The following is a 15,925-nucleotide window of genomic DNA, read 5'->3' on the forward strand; positions in this document are numbered from 1 at the left end:
CTGCCAGTGGCAAAACCTGCAGCCCGGCAAACCCGGCTCCGCGGTGCTCCGGGATTGGTTCAGGTTCACGCGTCCGTGCGATGCGCCTCCAGTTGCCGCCATTCCCGCGGCGTGCACCCGAAGCGCTCGCGAAAGGCCCGGCTGAAATGCGCCGCATCACTGAAACCACGGCCGTACGCAATCTCCGCCACCGGCCGCCCCGCCAGCCGCGGCGCCAGAAGGTCGCGGCTGCAGGCGTCCAGGCGGCGCTCCCAGATGTATTGCGAAGGCGTCAGCGGCTCGCTCTTGAACACCCGGTGGATGTGGCTGGCCGACACACCCAGTTCGGCCGCCAGGCTGCTCACCGACAAGGCCGGATCGCCCAGTTGCTGGTCGATGCAGCGCTTGATGCGCGCGAGGTGGTAGGCCGTCAGGTTGCTCAAGCTGCGTGCACGCGCGGCAGGCAGTGTCTGCAGGCCGGCCACGAGGATGCTTTGCACGCCGTTGGCCACTGCAAAGGCCGACGCAGGCTGCAGCGTGTCGATGTCTTCGCGCAGCGTGCGGATCATGTTGAGCAGCAGGTGGCCTGCGCCTTCGCGGCTCGACACGGTGGTGGCCGTCAGCTGGTCGGTGTCGCGCAGTTCGCTGCGCAGCCGCTCGCCGGGAATCTTGAGCACGATCTGCTCGAAGTCGCCATCGAAGACCAGTTCGTAGGGGCGCGTGGTGTCGTAGAGCACGAAATCGCCCACCGACGTCAGCGCATCGCGGCCATCCTGTCGCACGACGCCCTTGCCCCGCGACTGGAAGGCGACCAGGAAGTAGTCGTCCGACGAGCGCGCAATGTGCGCCGGCGTGCGCTTCACGTTCTGGGCACCCGAGGTGACGACCGACACATCCAGCCCCGGCAGGCAATGCCGGCGGATGTGACCCTGGAAGGTGCCGGGATCCTGCGGCCTGACCGCGTCGCAGCCCAGTTGCACGTACACGTTGCAGATCATGTCGGTCCAGTAGGCGAGACGTTGCCCGCGCGGGACCGCATCGGTGCTGAGGAGGTTGTCCATGGAAGAAGGCTCCGGTGGGTGCAACGCGACACGCTGGAACAAGAACGCCGCCAGTTTGGGACAAGGCGTTTGTGGCCGATCAACTTACGCTCGACGCAAGGCACATGCCAGCGCGCTAACCCGAAGCGCACGCCGGCGCGGCGCCCGCCTTTCCTGACTTCAAACCCGTGGAGATCGCAACATGCCCAGCAAAAGCCATCCGCAACTTCGTGTCGCCGCCGTGCAGGCCGCGCCGGTGTTCCTCGACCTGGACGCCACCATCGAAAAGACCATCGACCTGATGGCGCAGGCCGCCGCACAGGGCGTCAAGCTGATCGCGTTTCCGGAAACCTGGATCCCCGGCTACCCGTGGTGGATCTGGCTCGACTCGCCCGCGTGGGGCATGCAGTTCGTCCAGCGCTACAACGACAACTCGCTCATCGTTGGTTCGCCCGAATTCGATCGCCTGCGCGACGCCGCGCGCAAGCACAAGATCTGGCTGTCGACCGGCTACAGCGAGAAGGCGGGCGGCAGCCTCTACATCGCGCAGGCGCTCATCGACGACGAAGGCAAGGTCGTGCAGACGCGGCGCAAGCTCAAGCCCACGCACGTCGAGCGCACGGTGTTCGGCGAAGGCGACGGCGCGGACCTGACGGTGTGCGAAACCGCCATCGGCAACATCGGCTCGCTGTGCTGCTGGGAACATCTGCAGCCGCTGAGCAAGTACGCGATGTATTCGCAGAACGAGCAGATCCACTGCGCCGCCTGGCCGAGCTTTTCGCTGTACCGCGGCGCGGCCTATGCGCTGGGCGCGGAGGTCAACAACGCGGCCAGCCAGCTTTACGCGGCCGAAGGCCAGTGCTTCGTGATCGCGCCTTGCGCCACGGTGTCCGCGGCCATGAGCGACATGCTGTGCACCGATCCCGGCAAGCAGCAGATGCTGCTCAAGGGCGGCGGCTTTGCGCGCATCTATGGCCCGGACGGATCGCCACTGGGCACCAACCTGCCGGAAGACCAGGAAGGCCTGGTCATTGCCGACATCGACCTCGGCATGATCTCCCTGGCCAAGGCGGCGGGAGACCCCGGTGGGCACTACGCGCGCCCTGACGTCACACGGCTGCTGTTCAACAAGACACGCCGCGAGCCTGTGGTGTTCGCGAAAACGGTGGAGCCGGAATCGGGCGGGTTCGACGTCGTTGCGCCCAAGGAGTGACGCGCCTCATACGTGTCGAGTGATGCCGCCGTCCACCCGGATGTTCTGGCCGGTGATGTAGCCCGCGTCGTCCGAAAGCAGGAAAGCGGCTGTCTTCGCGATCTCCTGCGTGGTGCCGACGCGCTGCATCGGAATGGACTGCGCCGTTTCAGGCTTGTGGTCGAGGCTGTCGACATAGCCGGGCAGCAGCGCGTTCATGCGGATGTTGTTCGCTGCGTAGCGGTCGGCGTACAGCTTGGTGAACGCGCCCACCGCCGCACGATAGGCGCACGACACGGGAAACTTCGGCGAGGGCTCGAAGGCCGCAAAGGTCGTGATGTTGACGAAGGCGCCCTTGCCCTGCGCCAGCATGGTCGGCGTGACGAGCCGCGCCATGCGCACGACGGACAGCACCATCAGGTCGTTGCCCTTGAGCCAGTGGTCGTCCGTGAGATCGAGCAAATCGCCCTTGGGTGGATGCCCCGTGTGGTTGACCACGGCATCAATGCGACCGAAGGACTGCAAGGCGCCATCGACCAGGCGCTGCAGGTCCTGCGGGCTCTCGACCGAGCCGCTGATGCCGAAGCCGCCGAGTTCCCCGGCCAGGGCCTGCGCGCTGCCCGACGGCGACATCAGCGCCAGGCGATAGCCGCGGCCATGAAGTTCGCGCGCAATGGCAGCGCCCATGCCGCGGCCGGCGGCGGTGACGATGGCGACGGGCGCCGGTGCGTTGGGGGAATTGGAATCATGCATGCCGCGATTCTTGCGCACGGACATCGTCCGATCTACGTCTCTCCACGAGCATCCTTGCGACGCCGTTCATTGCGGTGCCGATATGGCCGGCGATGACACAGAAACTAACACGAACGACTGCTACGATGCCCCCGCGCTTCCATCAACTTTCAATTCGGAGTTCGTCGATGAAGTTACACAAGCAATCACTGATCGCCTTGTCCCTCTCGCTGGCCCTCGGCACTTGGGCAGGCATCGCCCAGGCGGCGGACCCTGCGCACAAGACCATCGATCTTTCGGACGCGCGAGGCGCTGCGTCGGTGGTGTCCGTCACGGGGGAAATCACGGCGGTGGACGTGGCCAACCGCATCGTGTCGATCAAGGGCCCCAAGGGCAACATCTCGGACATGCGGGTGGATCCCAAGGTCAAGAATCTTGAGCAGGTCAAGGTGGGCGACCTGGTGCGCCTGACCTATCGCGTGGGCATCGCGCTGGCGCTCATGAAGGGCGGCGACGGCATCCGCGAAAAGGTCGAAACCGAAGGCGCTGCCAAGGCCGAACGCGGCGCCAAGCCCGGCGGCGCGGTCGTCAAGCGCACCACCATCGTGGCCGACGTCGAAGGCGTCGATGCCAAGAAAAAGATCGTGACGCTCAAGGGCCCCAGCGGCCAGATCGTCGATGTGCGCGTGAACGACTCGCAGGTGCTGCGCGACACCAAGGTGGGTGACCAGGTGGTGGCCAGCATCACTGAATCGCTGGCCTTGCGCGTGTCGCCTGCGTCGGCGAAGTAAGGCATCAGCGCGTCGTTCGGCGCATCGCCCCGCAAAGAAAAAAGCCGTCGCAAACCGCGACGGCTTTTTGTTCATGTGCGCTCTACGCGCTGACGCGGCTTGCGCCGCGTGATGCGCTTACTTCGACACCGGCTCCGCAGGCAGCGGCTGTCCGCCCGGACCTGCCTTGAACGTCAGCGGCGCCACCGAGGCTTGCTGGCCGACGCCCGGCTTGCTCCAGTCGCACACGCCATCCGGGAACACCGCCTGCAGGCGCGCCAGATGGCCCGTCAGCAGACCGCCACCGGCGGCGTAGTCGTTCACGTCGATGGCCTTGAGCTGGCACTTCAGGATGTCCTCGGTGCGCGCACCACCGGCCACCTGGCGCGGCGACGAATGCACCGCGAGGTACTTGTCGGCATCGCACGCGGCCTGGTCCGTCACCTTGGTGGCTTGCGCCGGGTCGGTGCTCAGCAGGCAGTAGTCGCTCGACGCGGCAGGCTTGGCCGCCAGCACCTTCTGCTCCAGGGTCTTGCTCGACGTGTCGGCCTTGAGGGTCGTCAGCCACTGGTCCATCTGCGTGAAGGCATCCGTGGCCAGCGCGGTCGACGGCGCGAAGCCCGAGAGGCCAAAGCGCCACATCACCTGGTTGCCGTGGCCGCCCGCATCGCGATCCAGGCGGTCGCGAATCGAGAAGCTGCGCCACTGGTGGTGGATGCCGAACAGCGCCACGCCTTGCAGGTTGGCGGCAGGAATGCCCAAAGCGAGCAGCCCCGGCGGCAGGTCGATGACCGAGTCGTCATAGCCGCGCATGTCGATCACCGCCACCTTGGACAGCGACTTGCCGCTCAGCACGATGCCGGCGCGGTAGGCGATGTTCAGTGCATCTGCGTCGGCCACCGTGCGCGCCGTGCTCAGTTCGGTGTCGCGGTCGGTGCCGCCGATGATTTCGTTCAGGGTGACGAATTCCTCGGCCGTGATCTTGTTGGCCTGGAAGGCCTTCAGCCCGTATTGCACGCCCACGTTGTCGCGGGTGTCCTTGGCCCAAGCCTGGCCGGGCACCTTGCCCCAGATCGACTCGGCCCACGACCATGCGTTGCAGCGTGCGCCCGCGGGGTTGTTCGTCTTGTCATAGACCAGGGCGTTGGGCAACTCGCAGTTGTTGACCGTCGTCGGCAGGGTCGTGATGGCACCCGTGTCGTTGGCCGCAGGCGGCACCACGCGCTGGTTGTAGTTGCCCGGCTTGGCGTTGCTGCCGAAGGAGTTGTACCAGCCATGGCAAGCCGACTGGTCCAGGTGACCGTTGATGGCCGCCTTCTTGGCATTGACCTGCGCGGACGTCGCCCCCGACTGCAGCGCGAGCCACTGCGGCTTCTGGTACGCCTCCACCAGCAGCACGCAGTCCGCCACTTCCATCGTCACCGTTTCGGAGTCCGGATAGGTGCACGAGGTCGTGATGCCGTCCAGCAGCCCCGGGCCGATGCTCGAGACCATGTTCGACGCAATCGAGCCGCCCGAGCAGCCGCTGCCTTGCGTGAACTTGATGGGGCCGTAGGTGTCGCCGATGTGCTCCTTCATCATCATGGTGGTCTCGGTCATCACCACGCGATTGGAGTTTTGCAGCGAGTCCGTCATGCTGTTGACGGCCACCATGTAGCCCCTGGAAAGCGACCGGTCGTCCGTCCACGCGGTGGCCGGGCGCACCTGACGACGCGGCTGGCCGGTGCTGGCGCCAAAGAAGTAGATGAGCTTGCCGTTCCACTGCGCCTGCGGCTGCACCGGATTCCAGGCCGCGTTCGGGTTGAACAGCACCGCGATGTCATAGATGCCGCGGTTGATGGTGCCGCGCTCCACGCGAACGATGTAGGGCACCGTCACGCCGGCATCGGTCGTCGTGCTGGCCATGTCCGCCGGCGTGGTACCTGCCGTGTAGGGCTTGAAGCAGGGGTTGGCCGGCGGCGCAACCGTCGCAGGCGGCGACGCGCTGGTGTAGAGGGGCCGGTTGACCGGATCGGGCAGGCCGAAGGTGCAGCCCGCTGCCGTGCTCTTGTAGTAGAGCTTGAACTCGGTCGCGATGTTGCACTTGGCGTCCGTCGCGTTGGTCGTCAGGCCGCTGCCGGTGGTGGCTGGCGCCGTGGCGGTCGCGCCCACGGGGGTCGGCGTGGCGCAGAAGTAAGGCATCGGCTGTGCGCCGGTAAACACCGGGCCGCCGCGGTCGGCGTTGGTGATCGTCAGCCTGGCGGGTGATGCGGCAGTGGTCCAGGCGGTCACCACGTTGTCGCCGACGGCCAGGCCGTCGATGCGCCCGATGATGCGGCCATCGCTGCGCGTGGTCGAGAAGGCGGCGCTCACATCGCGCCCGCCGACGTCGACCTTCAGGCCAGCCGCGGTGGTGTTGGCGGGCAAGACCACCTCGACCAGCGCGTCACCGTCGCTGACGAGGTCGGCGCGGTTCGACAGGGTCTTGATCGACACCGCCGGCGAGGTGTGGTGATGGCCGCCGCCGCACGAGGCGAGGACGGCTGTCAGGCCGAACACGAATAGGCTCGCTGGCAAGCGGCGCCCATTCAAAGGGTGACCATTCATGCTTCTTGTCTCCTGTTATGTGTTGTCTCTTCCGGTGCAGGCCTTTGGCAGGCGCCCGCCAGCCGTATCACTCAAGTGACAGGTTCAGTTTATGGACGCAGCGCCCCAGCGCGATCGCGGGTATTCACGCAATGTCTTGTCACGCCTGTCACAGGCGCGACTCACCTTGGGCGGCGGCGCAGCAAAGCAAAAGGCCCGGCGAACCGGGCCTTTTCAAGCGGCGAAAGGGCTTGCTAACTCTGGGCCGACGCTTCAGTGAGCGACTGCGCCGCCACCACCGCCTCGGTGCGGTTGCGCACGTTCAGCGCGCGGAAGATCGCAGCCAGGTGGATCTTGACCGTGCCTTCGCTGATGCCCAGGCTGCGGCCGATGAGCTTGTTGGGCTTGCCCTGCGACAGCAGCTGCAGCACCTCGACCTGCCGCTCGGTCAGCACGTTGCGCAGGCTTTCCAGCGTGGCGCCCGATCCGCCGGACCGAGCCGACGACGCGGGGCGATCCGGTGCCACCCCGGCCACCACGCCGGGCGGCAGGGCCGACAGCATCATGGGCGGCACATACACGCCACCGGCCAGCACCAGCCGCACGGCCGACAGCATCACCTCGGGTGAATAGGCCTTGGGAATGAATCCCAACACGCCGCGCTCGAGCGCGCCGCGCATGAGCGCCGGATCTTCATAGCCGGAGAGCACGATGACCGGCACCGTCGGATGCCGGCGGCGCAGTTCGTCGATGTGCGCGTAGCCGTCGGCGCCGGGCATGTTGAGGTCGACCACGGCCAAGTCCACGTCGTCGGACACGGCCGTGAGCAATTCATCCACGCTCATCGCAATGAGGAAGTCGATGCCTTCGCCGAGCTCCGACAGCTTGGCCTTGACCGCCTCGGTGACGAGCCGGTGGTCGTCGGCGATCAGTATTTTCATGGCGTTCCCCAGCGTCGAAATGACTTCATGTATCCCCGCAAAGATAGCCCCGAACAGGGCGCGCAGCAAGAAACTTCGCCCCACGAACGACATAGACCCCACGCGGTATGGTGCGCGCAGGTCCGCGTTGAAAGAATGCCCCTCAGTTCAACGCGGTGGGGACCATGAGCGTGTGCCAACGTCACGGGTGCAAAGCCAAACCCATCGCTGGCCTCCAAGCATAGCGGCAGTCGGCCATGACTCGCCTGCTCGACTTCTTTTCGCCGCTGATTGTCTTCGGCCTGGAGCTTGACGCAGCCACCGCCGCGGGCCAGGTGCGCGCCCGCACCGCCGACAACCACAAGCAGGCCCTGGCCCTGATCGAGCAGGCACGCGCGGCCGCCGCCGCCGCGGGCTACGGCAGCAAGCCCATCGAATCCGCCAGCTTCGCGATGGTGGCGTGGTTGGACGAAGTGCTCGCGCGCCACAACGCGCTGCATGGCGACGACGATGCCGAACCGCTGCAGCAGCAGCTCTTCAATTCGCGCAACGCGCACAGCGAGTTCTTTCATCACCTCTCGGCCCTGCAGGCGCGCGACGACGAACTGCGCGAGGTCTACTGGCATGCGCTGGCCCTGGGCTTTGCCGGCCAGTACTACTTCGAGACGGGTGACCAAGGCGAGTTGGGCAAGCTCAAGGACCTGCATGGCCAGCAGTTGCAGAACACGCCGCTGTCCTTCTCGAACCTGGAGCGCGAGCGCATCACGCCGCAGCCCTACACCGTGGCCGACCCGCCCCTGCCCCGCGACCCGCTGCACCGCGAACGCACCATGCTGCGGCTGGGCGGCGCGCTGGCCGCGCTGGTGCCCGTGCTGTGCCTGGTGTGGCTGACGCTGGCCACGCCGCGCGACGCACCGTCACCGATGGCCCAGCGCATCGACCACCAGTTGCAAAGCTATGCCTGTGCGGACCTGACGACGCGCGTGAATTCGGAAGGCACGCTGCAAGTGCGCGGCTTCGTCTCGCGTCCCGAAGACATCGAGCGCGTGCGGCGGGAAGTGGCGGCGCTGCCAGGCGTGGGCGCGCCGCAATTCGACCTGGGCGTGCGCATCTGGCCGCATTGCGAAGTCGTCTCCATCCTCAAGCCCTACCAGGTCCGCAACCGCGACAAGCACTTCGGCCTTCGCGTGGCGGTGCCCAGCGCACGCGACGGTCAACTGCGCGAAGGCGACAAGGTCACGCTCCAGTTGACCAACGCCGACTTCGACGGCTACATCTGGGTGGACTACTACACCGCCGACGGTTCGGTGCTGCACTTCTTCGCCGGGCGCGGGCAGGCGCGGCTGGGTGCGCGCGAGCAGATCGAGCTGGGCACCGACACGCCCGCCAGCTGGCTGGTGGCACCGCCTTTCGGCACGGTGATGGTCACGGCCCTGGCCTCGCCCGCGCCCTTCGGCGACACGACCGACCGGCCACCCTTTGAACAAGCCTCCGCCTACCTGCTGCGCCTGCGCGAAATGCTCGGGAACAACCGCGCAGCCGATCGCGTCGCGGCCGACTACGTTTTCCTGCAGACGGTGTCACGATGACGGCGCTGCAATCGCCCATCCTCTGGCAAGTGACGCTGGCCTGCGTGCTGGCGTTCATGCTGTTCTGGTGGCTCACCACCGGCGCGCGGCATGCGTCGCGCCGGCGAGCGCTGCAGCAGCGCATCACGGCGCTGGGCTCGGACGTCGACGGCGCGCGCTTCTCGGGCGTCATTGAACTGCACGACGTCTTTGCCCACGCGCGGCACGCACTGCAGGGCCACGAGATGCGCCCCCAGGCGCGCCACGATTCGCTCTATCGCGTGCCGTGGATTCTCTTCCTGGGCGATTCGGCAAGCGGGGTGCCCCAGCTCCTGCGCACCAGCGGCGCACAGTCTCCCGGCGGCGACGTGCGCCGGAGCCTGTGGCGCTGGTGGATGCTCGAAGGCTTCGTGGCCATCGAGACCGACCCCGCGCTCATCGAAGACGCCACCGGCGACGACGTGCGCGCCGGCTGGTACGAGGCCCTGCTCGAACTGGTGGAAAAGCGCCAGGCCTTGCCCCTGGATGGCATGGCGCTGTGCGTGGACGCCAGCAGCCTGCTGGGCGGCGCACAGGCGGTGGCGCCGCTGGCCGCCCGCCTGCGCAAGCGCACCGACGAAGCCTCGCAGCTGTTGAGGCTTCGCCTGTTCACGCAAGTGGTGATCACGGGGCTGGACAAGTTTCCCGGCTACGCCAGGCTGCGACACGCGCTGCCGCCAGAAATGCTCGACCAGGCGATCGGCTTCCGTGTGCCGCCCGGCACCCTCGTCAACATTGATGATGTCTTGAGCCATATGTCGGAACGCATGCGGGCGCTGCGCATGACCTTGCTGCGCACGCAGGCCGATGCGGCGGGGCGGCTGGCGGTCCATCAGTTCATTGAACAGATGCTGGCGATCGAACCGGGTTTGAACGCGCTGGCGACTTCGCTGTTCGTGTCGGGCTCGAGTTCCGCGCATCGCCTGCGCGGACGTGGCCTCTACTTCGTGGCCGCGCCTGCCGATGCCGCGCAGGCGGCTTTTGCGACGGACATGTTCAGGCGCTTCCTGCCGGCCGAGCGGCCTTCAACGCCGCGAACCTGAGGCTCGCCCCAGCTACTTGGCCTCGATCTTGACTTCCCGCGCCCCAACGTTCGCCGCCAGGTTGTTGACCTTGCCCACCTCCAGCGGACGCAAGGCGCGCCAGCGTGCGCGCTCCAGGTCTCGGTAGGCGGCCAGCACGGCGATGTTCTTGGCATCGGGCTGCAGCGTGAACTCCAGCTTCTTGCTTTCACCGGGGCGCAGCAGCAGTTCCTCGCGCTGCACGAGTTCCGTGCCCAGCGTGGCCGTGTCCTTCTCGAAGAGCGAGAAGAAGTCGGCGCCCTCGAAGGGCCCCGGCGCCTTGAGCACATACACGCGCACCGTGATCGGCGACGCGCGGCCGCGCGAATCGGGGTTGGCGTCGGCACCGGCGTTGACGCTGAGCGCCACGTTGGTGATGACCGGCTTGGGCGGCGGCGGCGCGCCGCAGGAAGCGACCAGAAGCAACGCCGAGGCCGCGAGGCACAGCGCCGCTGAACGCCGATTCACCCGATTCAGGGCAGGAAATCGGCGCCCATAGGGCGAACGGCTTGTACCAGCGTCTCTCATGCTATTTCCTTCGTTGCATTGACCGGGTCCCGCGCATCTTTGATTATCACCAGCGAACTTGAACAGGCAACATGCTCACACCCGAACTCGTCGAAGCCCTTCAGGCGCCCATCAGCGAGACATCGCCTGCCGGGTCGAACCTGGAGTACGACCCTGCCTTCACCGCACTGGAGTCGGCGTCGCAGGGCAAGGCTGAGCAGCAGTTCGGCGATACGGTCATTGCGGCCGTCGAACCCGAATGGCGCGTGGTGAGTGAGCAGGCACAAGCGCTGCTCGGCCGTTCCAAGGATGCACGCGTGGCCGTGCTCGTGCTGCGCGCCTGCACGCGGCTGCAAGGCGTGGCGGGCTTCAGCATGGGCTTGCAACTGTTGACAGGCCTGCTCGACCGCTATTGGGATGCACTTCACCCCATGCTCGACGCCGACGACAACAACGACCCGACAGAGCGCCTGAACGCACTGGCGCCCCTTTCGGACGAAAGCACGGTGATGCGCGACCTGTATGAGGCCACCGTCGGCAATGCGCGCGGCGTGGGCATCATCCGCGTGCGCGACATCGCCATTGCGCACGGGGCGCTCGCCGCGGTGGGCTCGGAAAGCGGCTATTCGGCCGCGCAGATCGACGGTGCGCTCGAATCCATTCACGCGGAGTCGCCGCAGGCGATCCAGACGCTGGTCGGCTTGCCCGCACAGCTCACGCGCCTGCAGGCGCTGATCGTCGAGCGCACGGGCCGCGCCGACGCCGTCGACCTCGCGCCCCTGCGCGCCATCGGCAACATGCTCGGCAAGGTCAGCACGAGCGTCTCGGGCGCCGCAGCCGCACAGGGAGAAGCCGCCATGGACTCCGGCAATCCGGATGGCGAGGCGCCTGCATCGGGCAGCGCGCCGGCCTCCTCTGCACGCGGGGAAATCCGTACCCGCCAGGACGCCGTCCAGACACTGGACCGCGTCATCAAATACCTCGAACAGGCGGAGCCCGGCAACCCTGCGCCCCTTCTGATCGCGCGTGCCAAGAAGCTCATCGGCGTGAGCTTCCTCCAGATCATGGCCGACCTCGCGCCGAATGCACTCGACACCATCGAAACCGTGACCGGCAAGCAGACGGCCGAGTGATCCACCACCAACTTCGTCCCAAGGAGCATTCAAATGGCCCAGAGCAGTCAGAAGTTCATTGCCCGCAACCGGGCACCCCGCGTGCAGATCGAATATGACGTCGAGCTCTATGGCGCCGAGAAGAAGGTGCAGCTGCCCTTCGTGATGGGCGTGCTGGCCGACCTGTCGGGCAAGCCCGCGGATCCGAACGCGCCGGTGGTGCCGGTGAGCGACCGCAAGTTCCTGGAGATCGACGTCGACAACTTCGACTCGCGCATGAAGGCGATGAAGCCGCACGCGGCCTTCCAGGTCGACAACAAGCTCACGGGCGAAGGCTCACTGAAGGTGGACCTGACCTTCGAGAACATGGACGACTTCTCGCCCGCCGCGGTGGCGCGCAAGGTCGATGCATTGAACAAGCTGCTGGAAGCGCGCACGCAGCTGTCCAACCTCGTGACCTACATGGACGGCAAGGGCGGCGCCGAAGACCTGCTGGCCAAGGTGCTGGAAGACCCGGCCCTGCTCAAGACGCTCGCAGAGAGCAAGAAGCCTGACGACGCCGCGCCTGCGGCGTGAACGCCTGAAGCCCATCCCATCTGATATCAGGAGAACGCACCATGGCCGATGCAGTCGAGCAGCAGAGCGCACTGAAAGACGTTGCGTACGAAGGCAGCGACTTCTCGTCGCTTCTGCAAAAGGAATTCAAGCCGCGCAGCGATGAAGCCAAGAGCGCGGTGGAAGCGGCAGTGCTCACGCTGGCGCAGCAAGCGCTGGCCAACACGACCGTCATCGGCAAGGACGTGACCAAGTCGATCCAGGCCATGATCGCCGCGATCGACGCCAAGCTCACCGAGCAGGTCAACCTCATCATCCACAACGAGGACTTCCAGAAGCTCGAGAGTGCATGGCGCGGCCTGCACTACATGGTGAACAACACCGAGACGGACGAGAACCTCAAGATCCGCGTGATGGACATCTCCAAGAAGGAGCTGCACAAGACGCTCAAGAAGTTCAAGGGCACGGCGTGGGACCAGAGCCCGCTCTTCAAGAAGGTGTACGAGCAGGAATACGGCCAGTTCGGCGGCGAGCCCTTTGGTGCCATCGTGGGCGACTACCACTTCGACCAGAGCCCGCCCGATGTGGAGTTGCTGGGTGAAATGGCCAAGCTCGCTGCATCGGCGCATGCGCCCTTCATCACCGGTGCCAGTCCCAACCTCATGCAGATGGAATCGTGGACCGAGCTCGCGAATCCACGCGACCTGACCAAGATCTTCCTGACGCCCGAATACGCCGCGTGGCGCAGCCTCCGCGAATCGGACGACTCCAAGTACATCGGCCTGTGCATGCCGCGCTTCCTGGCGCGCACGCCCTACGGCGCCAAGACGAACCCCATCGAGGAGTTCGACTTCGAGGAAGACACGAGCGGTGCCAACCACAGCAGCTATTCGTGGGCCAACGCCGCCTATGCCATGGCGACCAACATCAACCGCTCGTACAAGCTGTACGGCTGGGGCTCGCGCATTCGCGGCATCGAGTCGGGTGGCGCGGTGGAGAACCTGCCGCTGCACACCTTTCCGAGCGACGACGGCGGCGTCGACCAGAAGTGCCCTTGCGAAATCGCCATCAGCGACCGGCGCGAAGCCGAGTTGTCGAAGGCGGGGCTGCTCTCGCTCATCCACCGCAAGAACTCCGACTTTGCGGCCTTCATCGGCGCGCAGTCGCTCAACAAGCCGGCGGAGTACGACGACCCTGACGCAACGGCCAATGCCAACCTGGCGGCGCGGCTGCCCTACCTCTTTGCGTGCAACCGCTTTGCGCACTACCTGAAGTGCATCGTGCGCGACAAGATCGGCAGCTTCAAGGAGCGCGCGGACATGGAGCGCTGGCTCAACAAGTGGATCATGAATTACGTCGATGGCGACCCGGCGAATTCATCGGAAGAAACCAAGGCGCGCAAGCCGCTTGCAGCAGCCGAGGTGGTCGTCGAGGAAGTGGAGGGAAATCCGGGTTACTACACCTCGAAATTCTTCCTTCGGCCGCACTACCAGCTCGAAGGCCTGACCGTGTCACTGCGGTTGGTGTCGAAGCTGCCGTCGGCCAAAGGCGGTGGCTAAAAAATTTTCCGAAAACTTTTTATTCGGAGCGTGTTACTCGTTTTCTAGATAGCTCCCGCGCATTGCCGCTGCGGCACAGTGCAAGGGAGCCAACCTCTCATCATCAAGTCACACATACCGAAAGGTGGGCATCATGGCCGTAGACATTTTCATCAAGATCAAGGGCGTTGACGGCGAGTCGGCCGACGACAAGCACAAGAAGGAAATCGACGTGCTGGCCTGGAGCTGGGGCGCCAGCCAGTCAGGCAACGCGCACATGGGCGGCGGCGCCGGCGCGGGCAAGGTCAACATCCAGGACCTGTCGTTCACCAAGTACATCGACTCGGCTTCGCACGCGCTGCTGCTGGCCTGCTGCAGCGGCGAGCACATCGGCGAAGCGACCCTCGTGGTGCGCAAGGCGGGCAAGGATCCGCTGGAGTACATCAAGCTGACCTTGAACGACCTGATCGTGTCTTCGGTGAGCACCGGCGGCAGCGGCGGCGAAGACCGCCTGACGGAAAACATCTCGCTGAACTTTGCCAAGTTCAAGTTCGAGTACGCGCCGCAAAAGGCCGACGGCACCGGCGACGCGGTGAAGACGGCCGGCTGGGACATTCCGGCGAACAAGAAGGTCTGAGCACGGCTCAGGCCAAAGGGAGGCGGCCGGTGGAAAACCATCGGCCCTGAATTCAAAAGATTGTTATCTGCGCAGGGCGCGGCGGCTTGGCAAGCCGTCGCGCCCTTCTCACGTCGGGCAGTTGCGCACGCCCTAATTCACGAATCTCCATCTGAATGGTCGGCCTTTCGCGGCCGCTTCCGCTGCTTCTGACAGACTCGCGCGTGGAAAAAACAACCACAGCGACAAAGTCGCGAATCAGAGGGAGTAGTCGTGAAACGAAGAACCATGGCGGCCTACGTCGCCGGATCGCTGTCGGGCCTCGCGCTCGAGCAAGCCACTGCCCAGACGGGCGTTTTTTCATTGGATGCCTCGGGAGATTTGCCCTCCGTCCTGCCGACCTGGAATGCCAGTCTTGGCAACGCGATTGCAGCCACCAAAACGGGGCCAACGATCGCGGCCCGGGCCCTTTCCATGGTGTACGAGGCAGCGTACAACGCATGGGCCAGCTACGACGCCACGGCACTCTTCACCCTGCCCGCGATGCGCAGGCGTCCGGGCACGGAATGGAACGTGGTCAACAAGTCCATCGCCGTGAGCCATGCGGTCTCGGCCGTGCTGGTCGACCTGTTCCCGGGCCAGAAGCTTGCGTTCGCCGAAACCCTTGCTGCGACGTCTCCGGCCAACCTCCTGGCCCGCCTGGATTGGCGCAACGCCGTCCTGGTCGGCCAACTCGCGGGCGCCGCCTTGCTGCAGGCCCGCCACGATGACGGCAGCAACCAGCTTGGCGACCGCGCGCCGGGCGCGTACTCGGACTACACCGGCTACTCGGCAGTCAACACGCCGGATTCGCTGGTCGATCCGATGCGGTGGACCCCGCTTCGCGTGCCGGATGGCAAGGGTGGCTTTGTCGTTCAGAAGTGCCTCACGCCGCAATGGGGGCTGGTGCGACCGTTCGCCCTGAGCCATGGCGGGGAACTGCGCCCGGCCATGGACCACGTGGCGCCCAGCGCCGCCGAGTTGGCGGAAATCGTCTCGCTGAGCGCCAATCTCACGGACGAGCAAAAGCTGCTGGCCGACTACTGGGCCGGCGGCCCCGGCACCGTGACGCCTCCGGGCATGTGGGCGGCCATCGCGGCGGAAGTGTCCCGGCAAGGCGGATACACCTTGGACCAAGACGTAAAGATGTTCTTCATGGTGGGCCAGGCGCTGCTCGATGCCAGCATTGCCGTGTGGGACGTGAAGCTGGCCTACGACTCCTGCCGGCCCTTCACGGCCGTGCGCACTGCCTACAAGGGGCAGATCATCCGTGCCTGGGGCGGTCCCGGTCGCGGCACGCAATCGATCCGAGGCGAAGACTGGTTCCCGTTCCAGCCGGCCTCGCAGCCGACGCCGGCCTTCCCGGAGTTCGTGTCTGGCCACAGCACGTTCAGCGGCGCCGCCGCCGCGGTGCTCAGGGCGATTCGCGGCAGCGACAGCATCGACCTGTACGCCCACATTCGCGCCCGCAGCTCGCTCATCGAGCCCGGCATGCCACTGCGCGCCATCTCGTACAAGTGGAGCTCCTTGTCGGAAACGGCGGCGTCGGCCGGCATGTCGCGGCGTTACGGTGGCATCCACTTCCGCCAGGGCGACATGCGGGGGCGCTCCCTGGGTGCGCGCATTGCCCAGCGCGTTTGGGCGAAGTCCAACGCGCTCTTCAACGGGCGCCGCGTGTAAGGAAAGCATCGG

14 protein-coding genes are annotated in these 15,925 nt (G+C 65.9%); 9 read left to right on the forward strand and 5 right to left on the reverse strand.

All coding sequences use genetic code 11. The features are described from left to right. Positions 1–65 precede the first annotated feature (65 nt). Positions 66–1,040, reverse strand: coding sequence for an AraC-like ligand-binding domain-containing protein (locus tag QTI66_RS34380; protein WP_286564859.1), 975 nt, complete (start codon positions 1,038–1,040; stop codon positions 66–68). A gap of 181 nt (positions 1,041–1,221) precedes the next feature. On the opposite strand from QTI66_RS34380, the gene QTI66_RS34385 reads away from it, so the two are divergent. After that, entirely contained in the window at positions 1,222–2,232 is a 1,011-nt protein-coding gene (locus QTI66_RS34385; protein ID WP_286564860.1) for a carbon-nitrogen hydrolase family protein, read from the forward strand. A 6-nt stretch (positions 2,233–2,238) separates the two neighbouring features. Here the strand turns inward: QTI66_RS34385 and QTI66_RS34390 are convergent, their stop codons facing one another. Further along, a complete protein-coding gene (locus QTI66_RS34390; protein WP_286564861.1) occupies positions 2,239–2,964 on the reverse strand; it encodes an SDR family oxidoreductase in 726 nt (241 codons plus the stop codon). 167 nt (positions 2,965–3,131) lie between these two features. Here QTI66_RS34390 and QTI66_RS34395 point away from each other — a divergent pair, with 167 nt between their 5' ends. Next, a complete protein-coding gene (locus tag QTI66_RS34395) occupies positions 3,132–3,734 on the forward strand; it encodes a hypothetical protein (RefSeq protein WP_286564862.1) in 603 nt (200 codons plus the stop codon). Positions 3,735–3,851: 117 nt separating this feature from the next. Here QTI66_RS34395 and QTI66_RS34400 read toward each other — a convergent pair whose 3' ends face one another. Continuing rightward, positions 3,852–6,299 (reverse strand): DUF6351 family protein, encoded by a 2,448-nt coding sequence (locus QTI66_RS34400; protein ID WP_286564863.1) that lies wholly within the window; start codon positions 6,297–6,299, stop codon positions 3,852–3,854. Between the two features lie 233 nt (positions 6,300–6,532). Further along, a complete protein-coding gene (locus QTI66_RS34405; protein ID WP_286564864.1) occupies positions 6,533–7,219 on the reverse strand; it encodes a response regulator in 687 nt (228 codons plus the stop codon). 236 nt (positions 7,220–7,455) lie between these two features. On the opposite strand from QTI66_RS34405, the gene QTI66_RS34410 reads away from it, so the two are divergent. Together QTI66_RS34410 and QTI66_RS34415 are read left to right on the forward strand one after the other, a co-directional pair. Continuing rightward, the gene (locus QTI66_RS34410; RefSeq protein ID WP_286564865.1) at positions 7,456–8,787 is read left to right on the forward strand and encodes a DotU family type IV/VI secretion system protein; all 1,332 of its coding nucleotides are present in this window, start codon (positions 7,456–7,458) and stop codon (positions 8,785–8,787) included. Further along, entirely contained in the window at positions 8,784–9,848 is a 1,065-nt protein-coding gene (locus QTI66_RS34415) for a type VI secretion protein IcmF/TssM N-terminal domain-containing protein (protein ID WP_286564866.1), read from the forward strand. Before QTI66_RS34410 ends, QTI66_RS34415 begins: the two co-directional genes overlap by 4 nt. A gap of 12 nt (positions 9,849–9,860) precedes the next feature. Here QTI66_RS34415 and tssJ read toward each other — a convergent pair whose 3' ends face one another. Next, positions 9,861–10,394 carry a type VI secretion system lipoprotein TssJ gene (gene tssJ, locus QTI66_RS34420; RefSeq protein ID WP_286564867.1) on the reverse strand — a complete coding sequence of 178 codons (534 nt, stop codon included), beginning with the start codon at positions 10,392–10,394 and terminating at the stop codon, positions 9,861–9,863. Positions 10,395–10,465: 71 nt separating this feature from the next. Between tssJ and tssA the strand changes: the two genes are divergently transcribed. The 5 genes from tssA to QTI66_RS34445 all read left to right on the forward strand — a co-directional run bounded on the left by tssA (position 10,466) and on the right by QTI66_RS34445 (position 15,913). Next, entirely contained in the window at positions 10,466–11,506 is a 1,041-nt protein-coding gene (gene tssA / locus QTI66_RS34425) for a type VI secretion system protein TssA (RefSeq protein WP_286564868.1), read from the forward strand. Positions 11,507–11,539: 33 nt separating this feature from the next. Beyond that, positions 11,540–12,061, forward strand: a complete 522-nt coding sequence (tssB, locus tag QTI66_RS34430) for a type VI secretion system contractile sheath small subunit (RefSeq protein ID WP_286564869.1) — start codon at positions 11,540–11,542, stop codon at positions 12,059–12,061. Positions 12,062–12,102: 41 nt separating this feature from the next. Beyond that, complete coding sequence (gene tssC, locus QTI66_RS34435; RefSeq protein ID WP_286564870.1) at positions 12,103–13,599, forward strand: type VI secretion system contractile sheath large subunit; 1,497 nt, start codon at positions 12,103–12,105, stop codon at positions 13,597–13,599. A gap of 133 nt (positions 13,600–13,732) precedes the next feature. Beyond that, on the forward strand, positions 13,733–14,215 hold the full coding sequence (locus tag QTI66_RS34440) for an Hcp family type VI secretion system effector (protein ID WP_286564871.1): 483 nt from the start codon (positions 13,733–13,735) through the stop codon (positions 14,213–14,215). 252 nt (positions 14,216–14,467) lie between these two features. Then, complete coding sequence (locus QTI66_RS34445; protein ID WP_286564872.1) at positions 14,468–15,913, forward strand: vanadium-dependent haloperoxidase; 1,446 nt, start codon at positions 14,468–14,470, stop codon at positions 15,911–15,913. Positions 15,914–15,925: the final 12 nt, after the last annotated feature.

The sequence above is a fragment of the Variovorax brevis genome (assembly GCF_030317105.1).
Lineage (GTDB): Bacteria > Pseudomonadota > Gammaproteobacteria > Burkholderiales > Burkholderiaceae_C > Variovorax > Variovorax brevis.

What these genes read in the sequence shown, in the direction of transcription:
- QTI66_RS34380 (WP_286564859.1), bottom strand. Translation starts at nt 1,040, where the DNA reads ATGGACAACCTCCTCAGCACCGATGCGGTCCCGCGCGGGCAACGTCTC.
- QTI66_RS34385 (WP_286564860.1), top strand. Translation starts at nt 1,222, where the DNA reads ATGCCCAGCAAAAGCCATCCGCAACTTCGTGTCGCCGCCGTGCAGGCC.
- QTI66_RS34390 (WP_286564861.1), bottom strand. Translation starts at nt 2,964, where the DNA reads ATGCATGATTCCAATTCCCCCAACGCACCGGCGCCCGTCGCCATCGTC.
- QTI66_RS34395 (WP_286564862.1), top strand. Translation starts at nt 3,132, where the DNA reads ATGAAGTTACACAAGCAATCACTGATCGCCTTGTCCCTCTCGCTGGCC.
- QTI66_RS34400 (WP_286564863.1), bottom strand. Translation starts at nt 6,299, where the DNA reads ATGAATGGTCACCCTTTGAATGGGCGCCGCTTGCCAGCGAGCCTATTC.
- QTI66_RS34405 (WP_286564864.1), bottom strand. Translation starts at nt 7,219, where the DNA reads ATGAAAATACTGATCGCCGACGACCACCGGCTCGTCACCGAGGCGGTC.
- QTI66_RS34410 (WP_286564865.1), top strand. Translation starts at nt 7,456, where the DNA reads ATGACTCGCCTGCTCGACTTCTTTTCGCCGCTGATTGTCTTCGGCCTG.
- QTI66_RS34415 (WP_286564866.1), top strand. Translation starts at nt 8,784, where the DNA reads ATGACGGCGCTGCAATCGCCCATCCTCTGGCAAGTGACGCTGGCCTGC.
- tssJ (WP_286564867.1), bottom strand. Translation starts at nt 10,394, where the DNA reads ATGAGAGACGCTGGTACAAGCCGTTCGCCCTATGGGCGCCGATTTCCT.
- tssA (WP_286564868.1), top strand. Translation starts at nt 10,466, where the DNA reads ATGCTCACACCCGAACTCGTCGAAGCCCTTCAGGCGCCCATCAGCGAG.
- tssB (WP_286564869.1), top strand. Translation starts at nt 11,540, where the DNA reads ATGGCCCAGAGCAGTCAGAAGTTCATTGCCCGCAACCGGGCACCCCGC.
- tssC (WP_286564870.1), top strand. Translation starts at nt 12,103, where the DNA reads ATGGCCGATGCAGTCGAGCAGCAGAGCGCACTGAAAGACGTTGCGTAC.
- QTI66_RS34440 (WP_286564871.1), top strand. Translation starts at nt 13,733, where the DNA reads ATGGCCGTAGACATTTTCATCAAGATCAAGGGCGTTGACGGCGAGTCG.